The organism is Bacillus sp. SD088 (assembly GCF_017355205.1).
Lineage (GTDB): Bacteria > Bacillota > Bacilli > Bacillales > Bacillaceae_C > Lederbergia.
The window spans coordinates 224043-236866 of record NZ_JADIJK010000005.1; the positions used below are offsets into that span (position 1 = coordinate 224043).

11 protein-coding genes and 2 pseudogenes are annotated in these 12824 nt (G+C 37.6%); 11 read left to right on the top strand and 2 right to left on the bottom strand.

Annotated elements, in window-relative coordinates; translation table 11 throughout:
• Positions 1–32 precede the first annotated feature (32 nt).
• The 5 genes and pseudogenes from IPU53_RS06690 (at position 33) to IPU53_RS06705 (ending at position 4201) form a co-directional block, all read left to right on the top strand.
• Positions 33–627 (top strand): annotated as a pseudogene (locus IPU53_RS06690) (NADPH-dependent FMN reductase).
• A 219-nt stretch (positions 628–846) separates the two neighbouring features.
• On the top strand, positions 847–1395 hold the full coding sequence (locus IPU53_RS06695; RefSeq protein WP_207449127.1) for an NADPH-dependent FMN reductase: 549 nt from the start codon (positions 847–849) through the stop codon (positions 1393–1395).
• Positions 1396–1879: 484 nt separating this feature from the next.
• Complete coding sequence (locus IPU53_RS06700; RefSeq protein ID WP_207449129.1) at positions 1880–3367, top strand: UDP-N-acetylmuramoyl-L-alanyl-D-glutamate--2,6-diaminopimelate ligase; 1488 nt, start codon at positions 1880–1882, stop codon at positions 3365–3367.
• A 20-nt stretch (positions 3368–3387) separates the two neighbouring features.
• Positions 3388–3522: a hypothetical protein gene (locus tag IPU53_RS25245; protein ID WP_278253246.1), complete on the top strand. Its 135-nt coding sequence runs from the start codon at positions 3388–3390 to the stop codon at positions 3520–3522.
• Positions 3523–3733: 211 nt separating this feature from the next.
• A complete protein-coding gene (locus IPU53_RS06705) occupies positions 3734–4201 on the top strand; it encodes an NUDIX hydrolase (RefSeq protein WP_207449131.1) in 468 nt (155 codons plus the stop codon).
• Positions 4202–4344: 143 nt separating this feature from the next.
• On the opposite strand, the gene IPU53_RS06710 is transcribed toward IPU53_RS06705, so the two are convergent.
• Positions 4345–5226: a LysR family transcriptional regulator gene (locus IPU53_RS06710; RefSeq protein WP_207449133.1), complete on the bottom strand. Its 882-nt coding sequence runs from the start codon at positions 5224–5226 to the stop codon at positions 4345–4347.
• A 164-nt stretch (positions 5227–5390) separates the two neighbouring features.
• Between IPU53_RS06710 and IPU53_RS06715 the strand changes: the two genes are divergently transcribed.
• The 6 genes and pseudogenes from IPU53_RS06715 to IPU53_RS06740 all read left to right on the top strand — a co-directional run bounded on the left by IPU53_RS06715 (position 5391) and on the right by IPU53_RS06740 (position 11357).
• Positions 5391–6110: an ankyrin repeat domain-containing protein gene (locus IPU53_RS06715; protein ID WP_207449135.1), complete on the top strand. Its 720-nt coding sequence runs from the start codon at positions 5391–5393 to the stop codon at positions 6108–6110.
• Between the two features lie 130 nt (positions 6111–6240).
• Positions 6241–7445 (top strand): annotated as a pseudogene (locus tag IPU53_RS06720) (amidohydrolase).
• 24 nt (positions 7446–7469) lie between these two features.
• A complete protein-coding gene (locus IPU53_RS06725; protein WP_207449137.1) occupies positions 7470–8699 on the top strand; it encodes an amidohydrolase in 1230 nt (409 codons plus the stop codon).
• Positions 8700–9191: 492 nt separating this feature from the next.
• Positions 9192–9425 carry a ferredoxin gene (locus IPU53_RS06730; RefSeq protein ID WP_207449139.1) on the top strand — a complete coding sequence of 78 codons (234 nt, stop codon included), beginning with the start codon at positions 9192–9194 and terminating at the stop codon, positions 9423–9425.
• A gap of 39 nt (positions 9426–9464) precedes the next feature.
• A complete protein-coding gene (locus IPU53_RS06735; protein ID WP_207449141.1) occupies positions 9465–10694 on the top strand; it encodes a cytochrome P450 in 1230 nt (409 codons plus the stop codon).
• 105 nt (positions 10695–10799) lie between these two features.
• Positions 10800–11357, top strand: coding sequence for a cytochrome P450 (locus IPU53_RS06740; RefSeq protein ID WP_396019914.1), 558 nt, complete (start codon positions 10800–10802; stop codon positions 11355–11357).
• Between the two features lie 142 nt (positions 11358–11499).
• Here IPU53_RS06740 and IPU53_RS06745 read toward each other — a convergent pair whose 3' ends face one another.
• The gene (locus IPU53_RS06745; protein WP_207449144.1) at positions 11500–12405 is read right to left on the bottom strand and encodes a TetR/AcrR family transcriptional regulator; all 906 of its coding nucleotides are present in this window, start codon (positions 12403–12405) and stop codon (positions 11500–11502) included.
• Positions 12406–12824 lie beyond the last annotated feature (419 nt).

Sequence of the window (12824 nt, forward strand, 5' to 3'; positions counted from 1 at the left end):
TCCGTTTTAGATAAATTTTAATGGTATCAACAATGGGTTATTTTGAAAAAACATTTGGAAAACCAGGAGGAAGACATAATGACAACTGAAAAATTAAATATTGGAATTATTTTAGGGAGTACACGCCAAGGACGTGTAAGTCCACAAGTAGGAGAATGGGTAAAAAAACTTGCAACTCAGCGCGAAGATGCTAGCTATGAAATCGTCGATATTTTAGATTACAATCTCCCGCTTTTTGGAACAACTGATGGAACAGAACCAGGAATTGTCGCATGGAATGAAAAACTTGCTAGCTTCGATGGCTTTGTATTTATTGTTCAAGAATATAACCATAGTATTACCAGCGCTCTAAAAAATGCGATTGATTTCGCTCGGGAAGCTTGGTATGACAAAGCAGCTGGGATTGTAAGTTATGGTTCAACTGGTGGAGCACGCGCTGCCGAACATTTACGAGGTATTTTGGCAGAACAAAAAGTTGCAGATGTTCGTACACACCCAACTTTAAGCTTATTTACAGATTTCGTGAATGCAATAGAATTTCAACCACAAGAATTACATTTTGTAAATGTTAATACGATGTTGGATGAGGTGCTTGCCTGGAGCGGAGCATTAAAAACTATAAGATAAGCGAATGAATTTGAACCGACCTTCTTTTTTATAAAATAGGTCGGTTTTTTGTGTGGGTTAGAAGGTGATAATACACATTTACTTGAATTATATAAGAGAGACAGTATTGCTAAATGAAAGTAGGTGAGATATAACGATAGGCTAGTGTATAAAACGAACTTTTTAATAAATAATAAGGTGATCACCTTACTATATCAAAAAAATAAGGAGTGAAAGAAAATGACAAGAGTTGGTATCTTAGTTGGAAGTCTTCGGAAAGAATCTTTTTCTAAAAAAATCGCAAAAAATGTTGCAACCCTTTTTCCTGAAGGATACGAAACAGAAATGGTGGAAATTGGGAATCTGCCCTTATACAATCAGGATTACGATGATGAAAACAATGTACCAGAGGCATATACTACATTTCGTACAACAATGCAGGAAATAGACGCAGTATTATTCGTCACTCCTGAATACAATCGTTCAGTGCCCTCCGTATTAAAAAATGCTTTGGACGTAGGGTCAAGACCTTATGGCTCAAGTGTGTGGGATGGTAAGGCTGCCGCGATTATTAGTCAATCTCCTGGGAATTTAAGCGCATTTGGCGCAAACCATCATTTGCGGCAATCCCTTGTCTTTTTAAATATGCCAACACTTCAGCAGCCAGAAGCCTATCTGGCAAATGTTGCTGAATTATTAGATGAAAATGGACACTTACAGAATGAAGGAACAAGAGAGTTTTTACAAACCTTTGTGGATGCGTTTATTGAGTTAATAAAGAAGCAGTAGCAAAATAATGTGGCTGAGGCAAAAGTGCTTTCGCAAAAGGAAAAAACGAATTACTAGGGTGTTTATACATCTCGCTTTGGAAATATACTTTACACTCCCGGATCTCACCGATGCCTTTTTCCCACGGGAGTCTACGTACATTTCCTCCTCTCAGGTAATGAGTTATTCTTCTTTGGGGCTTAGCATTTTAGTTATGACTCAGCCACTTTTTCAAAAAGAAACTCTCTTCCATCTGGGTAAATCTTTTCTGAACAACGATCGTTCTATCAACTGATAACAATGATAAATCAATTATTTACTAGATTATTCAATGAATATTTTCTTTAATGGCTACCCCTTGTTGTAAACGCAATCAAAGGTTTTATTAAAATATAAGTATGTGATTAGTTAAACCAATTAACAACTTGGGCAAATGAAGAAGAGGGAAAGTGTTAAAATATGGATTAAACATTTTGATTTTATCAAAAGATAGGAGGTAAGTATTTTGCTATTAAAAGAGATTGCAAGCCTTTTCCTAGTGAAAAGTACAAGCGGAAACCTTGATATCGAAATAACTGGTTTACAAATGGATTCAAGAAAAGTAGAAAAGGGAAATTTGTTTATATGTGTGCCAGGGCTCAAAGGATTTCTTGAGGATAGGCATCTATACGCACAGGAAGCTATAGAGAATGGTGCGGCAGCCCTTGTAGTTGAACGAGATGTTGATATTATTGTTCCCAAAATTTTTGTTAAAGATGCAAGACATGCAATGGCGATTATTGCTGCTCATTTTTATAATCATCCATCACATGAAATGAAACTTATTGGTATTACAGGGACGAACGGCAAAACTACAACATCGTACATGATAGAAAGTATTTTTTCTGATTATGGGCTTACTATGGGCCTTATGGGGAATAACGGCATAAAGATGAATGGAAATATGTATTCGACAGATATAAATACACAGGAATCTCCAATTTTGCAAAGAAATCTCCGGCAGATGAGTGATTACAAAACGGAATATTGTGTAATGGAGGTGACATCTCAAGGGATAGACATGAAACGTGTAATGGGATGTAATTTTCGTACAGCCATATTTACTAATCTTACACAAGACCACCTAGATTATCACGGTACGTTTGAAAATTATAGGCATACTAAAGGTCTGCTATTCTCTAGTCTTGGAAATTCATTTAATTATCAAGATAAAAAATATGCTGTTCTAAATGCGGATGATCCATGTTTTAAGTATTTTAGTAAAGTGACATCTGCTGAGGTCATTACATATGGAATTAGCAATAAATCTGATGTTTCAGCAGAAAATATAACCATGAGCTCACAAGGAATTCGATTTTTATTAACTTCCTTTATGGGGAACATTGAAATCGACATGCAATTAGTCGGTCGGTTTAATATATATAATGCATTGGCTGCTGTCACAGCGGCGTTACTAGAAGGAATTCCCCTTGAAAATATTAGTAATAGTTTAGCTCAGATAACTAGTATTAATGGTAGAGTGGAAATAGTGAATGAAGGACAGAATTTTCTAGTTTTAGTTGATTATGCTCATACGCCCGATGCTTTAGAAAATGTGTTGAAAACGATTAAGGAATTTACAATTGGTAGAATCATTACTGTTTTCGGTTGTGGTGGAGATAGGGATGCGACAAAGCGCCCAATAATGGGAAGGATTGCAAGCGAATACAGTGATATTGTTTATATTACTTCTGATAATCCGCGTTCCGAAGACCCAAATATAATTATGAATGATATTGAGGAAGGATTAAAAAGAGGAAGTACATTACAATATAAATTATTGATTGATCGGGAAGAGGCCATTTATAAAGCAATTAAAACAGCAAAGAAAAATGATGTTGTCATTATTGCTGGTAAAGGGCATGAAACGTATCAAATATTTCAAGATAAAACGATCGAATTCAATGATAAGGAAATAGCCCGAAAGTTCATCCAGAAGATACAAATAATTTAATTTAAGCATAGGAGGAAAAGATGAATGTACCAAAGAATCTGTTTTATTCCTGTATTTTTAATCTTTTATTGACTCCGTTTTTATTTGCTGAGATGAAAATGAGGGACAGTAATTTATCAGTTGTTCATCTTGTTATTGCGTTAGGGAAGGGTTAGATGGATATTATGCTAGAAGATATCACCTAATTATCCTTTTGTATATTTGGGAATTCCATTGAATGTTCTATATTATTGACCGCAATGCTTACCACTTTATTTTCGGGTTTAAATAGAATAAACATATTGTTTCACAAAGTATTTAAAAACGAAGTACTGTATTAACAACAAAGGACTGTTTGAAAAAGCTTAACGTGAGAGGAAGATTGCAGTGGATTATATCCAACATGTAAGGTCAATGGTTGGAAATGAGAAAGTCATTATGGTTGTGGCGGGTGCCTTTGTTTTTGATAAAGAGAATGCTATACTCATGCAAAAACGTGCTGATAATGGTCAGTGGGGGTTTCCTGGTGGTTTTATGGAATTAGGTGAAAGCGTTCAGGATACAGCTAAGAGAGAAGTGTATGAAGAAACAGGACTTTTGTTAGAAGAACTAGAGTTATTTGGGATTTATTCTGGTCCCCAATATGATAAGACATTTGCTAATGGCGACCAAGTATCGTTGGTTCAAATCTCATTTGTTTGTAAACGTTACAGTGGCGAGCTAGTGGAAAGTAACGAGGAATCCATTCAGAATAAGTTTTTCCCCATTGAAGAGCTGCCAGAAAATATTTTTACAGATCATCAAGTGTTTGTTGAGGATCTATTATCAGAAAAACAGCTACCAATTATTAAGTAACTTTTGGTAGCTATTTTTGGAGGGATCTATCATTCCACTGCACCTGGTAAGAGTAATTTAAGAATGGACATTTTTCACCATTTCCGAGGAAATGACCAACGATTATACGTAAGCTGGGTGGGAAGGCGATAACAATTTTCTCCTTAACAAAACCTTCTCCTTAATAAATCAACAAAATTTTGAGCGGTTCTAGATAAGTAGTGATTCTTTAACCATACAAGACCGACAGGAGCCGAAAAATCATTAATATTGGAAATCTTGTGACTGTGAATAGGGTATCCTCTATAACGATTAAGTAATGATTCGGGAACGATTGCTGTTCCAAAATCAGTCGAGATTAAATCAAGTAATAGAGCAATATCAGAGCATTCCCCGATAATATTAGGTTCTAGCTGTAAACGCGAAAATGCTTCTACTATTGAATAATATACGCCTAATCCTTCTGTACTTGGTAAAAGTAGTGGTAAGTCTTTTATATCCTCAAGTGTAACGTCACCATCGAATCGTTTCTGTTTTTTGGAAGTGATAAAGTAAAATGGTTCTGTGTAAAGATAGAGAATGGAGAAATCATCTAATTCAAGTGGTAAACGAATAATAGCTAGTTCTATTTCACGATCACGAACCATTTTGCAGAGATGTGCAGATTCACTCTGTTGGATTTTATAATGAACTTTAGGAAATTTTTCTTTAAATTGCTTGAGTAATTCTGGCAATTCATCTGAAGAAAGGGTATTAACACCTAAGGATAGTGATCCATTAACACCGTTACCGATTTCCTTTACCTCCATCTTAGCTTCTTCCATCAGTTGAGTCATTCGTAAGGCATATTGATATAAGGCCTTTCCGGCATCTGTTACTTCAAAATGCTTCCCATTTCTAACAATTAATTTTGATCCAAGCTCATCTTCCATATTTTTAAGTTGTTGACTTAATGGAGGTTGGGAAATATGAAGTCGTTCAGCAGCGGCAGAGATCTTTCTCTCTTGTACAATGGCTATAAAATAGCGAAGTTGTCTTATATCCACTTGAAAATACCTCTTTTCCTATTATATGTAAACCCTAAGTGAAAGTTACTTTTTTAATATTTTTCATATAACTATCATCATGATAACATAATTACATAACAGAAAATAACTGTGAGACTCGCTTAATTATTTGCCCCAGGTATATAGGGAAGGAGGAGATAGACATGCGTATAACGAATCATATATGGATTGTTATAGTGATGATTTTACTTGCTGCATGCCAATCCGATTCAGAGTATTCAGATCCCTTAACGAAAAAAGTAGAACCGAATACAGAGGAGGATATACCAGTGAATCAAAATCGATTTATCTTAGCTGCAGGAAAAGGAGATGTAGAAGAGGTTTTGCGCCTTTTTGAAAAAGGTGTTGATATTGATGGGACCGATGAAGAAGGAAAAACAGCGGTTGTGGCAGCTACTTATGGTAACCATATAGACGTGGTAGAAGTGCTAATCGATAAAGGAGCGGATATTAATATTCGCGATAACCAATTAAATAATGTGTTTTTATATGCTGGAGCATCAGGATATCTTGAGATTGTCAAATTAGCGATTACGGCAGAGGCTGATACAACGTTGACAAACAGATTTGGAGGAACAGCACTAATTCCAGCAGCAGAACGTGGGCATGTAAAGGTTGTGAAAGAACTACTGAAAAATTCTGATGTCGATGTAAATCATATCAATGCTTTACAATGGACTGCATTAATAGAAGCGGTCATTCTAGGGGATGGAGGAAAGAATCATCAAGATATTGTGCAATTGTTAGTGGATCATGGGGCAGATATACAAATTGGTGATGGTGATGGGGTTACGCCTTTGGAACATGCACAAAGGCTTGGATTTCAAGAAATCGAACAAATTTTAAAAAATGCAGCGCACTGATCCACACAAATTCAAGCATTTGTGAGTAGAGATTTTTTAACTATCAATGGAGAATGCCAGGATAAATATTCTATAGTCCTATTCAGGCAATGTGTGCTTGAATGAAGGATTTATTATATTGGGAGGAGAAATGGTTACTTCAGCATATTGGTTAACAAATGTCCGTTTAGAGACTGGTTATGAGTTTGAAAATGAGACAGTTACAGGAACAAAGACAGAACGTTTTCATATCAAGGTTGAAAATGAAAAAATAAGTGAAATTGTTGTGGCAGAAAAACCATTGATGCCAATAATTACTTAATGTTGCCGTCATTTAGAGATATGCATATCCATCTTGATAAAACGTATTATGGAGGATCTTGGCAAGCACCAACGATTCCAACGAAAGGTTTGCTCACTCGTTTGGAAGAAGAGGAAGAACTGCTTCCACGTTTATTGCCATTTACTGAAGAAAGAGCCAAAAAGCTAGTAGATTTGCTGTTAAGCGCTGGCTCAACTCATATTCGTTCACATTGTAATGTTGATCCATATATTGGCTTAAAAAATATTGAAGCGACATTACGGGCAGTGGAAGCATATAAAGACAAGGCTTTAGTTGAAATTGTTGCATTCCCTCAGCATGGTTTATTACGCAGTGATTCAGTTCCATTAATGCGAGAAGCGTTGCGGAATGGCGCTTCCTTTGTCGGGGGTGTAGACCCAGCGTCTATCGATGGAGATATTGAAAAATCATTATATACAGTCATGGAGCTAGCAGTAGAAGCGAACGCGAACATTGATCTGCATATCCATGATCCAGGGCATCTGGGGATTTTTACCTTTAAGCGATTAGCTGCTTTAACAGAAGAAGCCAACTGGCAGAATAGAGTGACGATTAGCCATGCTTTGGCATTAGCAGACATCTCTTCTCAAGAAGCGAGTGAGGTTGCCGAGCTACTGGCCCTGCAAGGAATATCGATTACTTCATCCGTTCCTCTTGGTAGAACGATTCCAATCCCGCTCTTGCATGAAAAAGGAGTAGATGTATCTTTAGGTGATGACAGTATTACCGATCACTGGTCACCATTTGGAAAAGGAGATAGTTTGGAGAAAGCGGGAACGTTGGCACAACGTTTCGGATTAAGTGATGAGCGTTCGCTAGGACAAGCCATAGGATATATTACAGGAGGGATCACCCCTTTAAATAAAGATGGTGAACGTGTTTGGCCATATAGTGGAGATAATGCTGATTTTGTCCTTGTTGATGCCAGTTGCTCTGGTGAAGCAGTGGCAAGAAGAGCTGAAAGAAAAGCTGTCATCTTTAAAGGAAATGTTGTTTCTGGTGAGCTTTTATAATGGATAACGAAAGGATAGAGTGCAATGAGTAATAACTTTTGGTTAACCAATGCCCGATTAGAGACTGGCTACCGAATCGAAAAAGGTACTGTGTTGGAAACAAAGACAGATTGTTTCCATTTATTCATTGAGGAAGGGAAGATAGCAAAGATCTTTTCCTCTACGGAAACTATTTTAGATGATTTTCCAAAAAAAGATGCCAAGCAATTATTGGTTCTTCCTTCTTTTGCAGAAATGCATTGTCATTTGGATAAAACTTTACTTGGCGATAAGTGGCGTGCAGTCACACCTGTAAAAAATATCTTTGCCCGACTTGATATAGAAAAAGAAACGCTGCCAGCGTTGGAGACCACTACACAGGATCGTGCGGAAAAGCTATTGGATATCTATTTGAAATCAGGAGTGACCCATGTGCGCACACATGTCGATATATACCCTGAGGTTGGTTTAAAGAATTTAGAAGAAGTTCAAAAAGCATTGCACACTTTTTCCGGAAAATTAACATCTGAAATCGTTGCATTTCCTCAACATGGTTTATTGCGGACAAAATCAAAAGATTTAGTAAAACAGGCTCTTCGTCAAGGAGCTAATTTGGTAGGTGGTGTGGACCCTGCTACAGTAGATGGTAATATTGAGGCTTCTTTGCAAGAAATGGTTGAACTTGCTGTCTGGGGAAATGCAGGAATTGATTTGCATTTGCATGATCCAGATCAACTAGGAATTTTTACCATAAAAAGATTAGCTCAGTTAACAAAAGAAGCTGGTCTCCAAGGAAAGGTTGCGATCAGCCATGCGTTTGGTCTTGGAGACGTGTCTGAAGCAGAGGCGGAAATGGTAGCAGAACAATTAAAAGATGCAGGGATTGCGATTATGACGAGTGTTCCTCTTGGAAGAAAATTTCCACCTGTTGCATTATTGCGTAAGAAAGGGATTCCTGTTGCAGTTGCGTGTGATAATATTTTTGATGTTTGGTCACCCTTTGGAAATGGAGATATTCTAGAACGAGCTGGGCGCTTAGCAGAAATTTCAAATTGGGTAGATGAACGATCATTAGCACAAACCCTTCATTTTATTACAGCTGGCAAAACACCACTTGATTCCAATGGAAAACAAATTTGGCCCAAAGTAGGAGATGAAGCCAACCTCGTATTAATTGATGCAACTTGTTCCGCAGAAACGATTGCAAGAAGAGCTAGGCGGGTAGCGACCATGTTTGAGGGAAAGATTGTCTCAGGAGCATTGAACAATAAATAAACAGATATGTGTAGAAATGTGTCTATAAGAATGGCCTTAAGTAAATGGAAGTTAGGCCATAATGGGTTAGCTGCTATTTCAAATGGCCAAATAGAAAATGGAAACAGAATCGAGCGCAAGCGTCTCGGTTCTTTTCTATTTCGCCATAATGTAGGAGAAAAGCTTAAAAACTAGTTTTTTTCAACTTAATACCCTAAAGGCCTACCTCACTCCCACCTCTTTCTTCCTACTCTATTAATTCATTCAATTGACAAAAAGTGTCTATTCCTTTTCCTATGTAATACATAGCGTGTCAACCAATCTTGCTTAACAACATTCATTCTTTCTAAAAAAACCATTCGAAAGGCCTTTGTTTGCGAGAGAATGATTATGTTACTCTATATATATGACCGTGTGGTCAATAATGAAACTGATAGGTCAAATTCTATTCTTTTAAACAAAAAACAGAGACTTTGAAACAGGAGATGGAAAAGAAGAAAGGTTGGTTTTACAATGGCAAAATACGCGATTATTAACCAAGAAACATGTATTTGCTGTGGAAATTGCGAGGGATTGGCTCCAGAAATCTTCGACCTTGATCAAGATGGGGTCGCGTTTGTGAAATTAGACCAGAATCGAGGATCTACCCCTGTACCAGAAGATCAAATTGATAGCTTGATAGACGCCATGGAAGAATGCCCTACGGATTCAGTCAAGATAGCGGACCAGCCATTTGACAATGAATAAGATGAAACGAATGTTAAAATTTTGAAGGGAGCTATTCTGATGTCAAAAGAAATCATTTCATTAGAAGATATTAAAAAGTTTCAGACACGTGCAGAAGAATTTTTTCCATTACAATGGTATAAAGAGATGCTTAACTCTCAACCTGTTTATTTTGATGAGGAAACAAATACATGGAACGTTTTTAAGTATGATGATGTGAAGCAAGTATTAAATAACTATGAATACTTTTCAATTGAAGGACCAAAAACAACTATTTCTGTAGGAGCAAGCAGCAAAGAAGGATCAATTCCAGATAATGTCAACATCATGGTGGACCCTCCGGAACACCGTAAGAGAAGATCCTTGTTGTCCGCAGCATTTACACCGCGCAGTTTAAAAAATTGGGAACCTCGTATCGAGCGGATCGTAGCTGAACTTATCGAAGACATCGAAGGAAATTCTACTGTTGATATCGTGCAAGCATTTGCAGCCCCTTTGCCTGGTATGGTTATCGCAGAATTATTTGGTGTCCCAATAGATGATCGATCACAGTTTAAAAATTGGGTGGACATCCTTTTCCAACCTTATGAAAAAGAGAACTATGAGGAAATTGAGCTTAGAAAACAAGCTGCAGCCAAAGAATATTACCAATATCTCTACCCGATTGTTGTTGAGAAACGATTAAATCCAGCAGAGGATATTCTTTCTGACCTAATTAAAGTTGAAGTAGATGATGAGAAGCTTACCGATGATGAAATTATACGGGTATCAATGTTTATTTTAGGTGCAGGTGTTGAAACCACGAGTCATGCGTTGGCAAATACCTTTTATTCATTGTTATATGATGATCAGTCTCTATATGAAGAACTCCGAAATGACATAGAATTAGTTCCAAAAGCTGTTGAAGAAATGCTTCGCTATCGTTTTCATAACGCGAAGAGAGATCGCACCGTGAAACAAGACAATGATTTACTAGGTCCCGAAATGAAGAAAGGGGATACGGTCATTGCCTGGATGAGTGCAGCTAATATGGATGAAGCAATGTTTGAAGATCCTTTTACGCTCAATATTCACCGTTCAAATAATAAAAAGCATTTAACATTTGGAAAAGGTCCACATTTTTGCCTAGGTGCTCCTCTTGCCCGATTGGAACTGACACTAGCATTGCAGGCATTTTTACAGAAATTTTCTCGTATCGCACCTGTGGAATCTTTTGATTTGGAGAATAATTTAACAGATTCAGCTACAGGGCAGTCCTTAACACATCTTCCAATGAAGGTGTTTAAATAATTCTTGCAAAGGAAAGCGTATGCATTTAACCCACATACACAACGGCTGTTGTAGTCCTAGCTTTTAACCCTCTGAGATCAATGGGGACGGAGGAAAATCACGCCGATTGAAGAGGAAGGGGATCGACTCAGTGAAGAGGAATTGCTTTCGATGATTACGCTGTTAATTTTTGCAGGACATGAAACAACCTCTAATCTGATCGGCACGGGTACTTTGATGTTGTTAGATCGTCCCGATCAGCTTGAGAAACTTAAAGCGGATCTCAGTCTTGCTCCTTCGGCTGTGGATGAATTGCTTCGCTTCAATGGGCCAGCTACCATAGCGGGGCCGCGGTTTGCTACGGAAGAGATCGAGATCGCTGGTCAGAAAATTAAGCAAGGGGATATGGTCCTTCTCGTTCTGAGCTCTGCGAACCGGGATGAATCTCAGTTTACGGAGCCGGAGGAGCTGGATATTGCGCGTAAGGTCAATCGCCACCTCGCCTTTGGACATGGCATCCACGCTTGTTTGGGAAAGCCACTGGCCCGATTGGAAGGAGACATCGCCTTTACCACTTTGCTCAAGCGTATGCCCAATCTGCGCCTTAGTGTTCCAAGAGAAAGCATTACCTGGAGCTTCAGTCTTAACTCGCGAAGTTTGACTGCTCTGCCTGTGTCTTTTTAGCCTAAGAGAACCGAGCTATTTTCTGTATGTGATGGAGAAAATGAATATATTCCCCTTTTAGTAGATATCTGTTTGCTTGGAGGGGAATATATACGGAGAACTTACTACCTGGATAGTATATTACGTGTAGCCAGAGCAACTTCTATTCCGGTATTTGCTGCATTTGATGGAGCAGTAGACTGTCGGCAAGCTTCAATCTCGTCTCCTCAAGCGACTGAAGCTGTTCAAGATTGTGAAGCATCCCCTTAAGAATAACCGTTCTTGGCTGCATGTTCATCAGTTCATGCTCCATAATCGTTAGCGATTGAATCGCTTCTGCTTTGAGAGCATCAGGGATCGACTGGGTTTTTAATTGATTTTTCATTTGTTTAATCAATTCAAAAGGATGAACTTTTTCTTCCTCAGCTTCTTCTAAATATAAAGACCACAAATTTTTGTTCATTAGCGGTTCGATCTTGCTATCCAATAGTCCTTTGATCATAAAGTCTATTTGCGCCATTAAAAACCGTACAATTTTTTTCACTTGTAAAGGGAACTGTTTCAAGATGATCAGTTCCATGTATTGTTTTGTCATCCCCATCAACAAGAAAGCCCCATCCGAGGCATACGGAACCATTTCGTTTCCATAGATCTTGATTAAAGAATGCTCAACCCATTTAACCTCAGCGATATTTTGCTGATGCAAGTAACGATAAATGTTTTTATCTGCTAGCCCCGAAAGTTCCTGTCCTTGCAGCCTGTAAAATTCTTGATGTTCAATATAATGACTTAATTTGATTTCAAATTCCTTTATAAATTTCTCCGCTGTAGACAAGGAAGCATCCTCTTCAATTCGCATAATTTGATCATCCATATACTGAAAGTAATATTGTAAAATATTTAAAAGTAAATCTTCCTTTGACTTAAAGTAAAGATATAGACTCCCTTTTGAAATTCCACAAATATCGGCAACTTCCTGCATGGATGTGCGATTGTAACTTTTTGATGAGAATAGTTTCATTGCAGTTATTAAAATATGTTTTTCCTTATCAGAATTTTTCTTTCCCATCGGAACCCCCCTTTTTTAAGAATTTCAACAGAATTATATATTTTTGCAGCAAAGGCAATAGTCCAGCAAGTTGCATTCTTTAATTGAAAGTTAATTTTAGTATTAGATAGGTTTATGAGAAACTTGACCTTGTTTTTTGTTTAGTACAAACTCAATTATACCAAAGGTGGGAGACTTTCTTAAAAATTACTAGTTTTTACTTTCAGAATTCAGGTAAACTTGGGGAGAGGTTGGTTATCCTTAGAGCTCCTAATCCAAAATTGCCTTTATTTTTTCTAGAAATAGAATGGAGGAAGTAAAATGGACGTCACGTTTGAGTCTGCCGCCAGGATGTCGCGTTTTTAGCTGTTCCATCCTTACTATGAAAGTTTGTACGTCGCTAAACGGGCGCTTGCGCTTTTCTTGTTGTTAAGGAAACT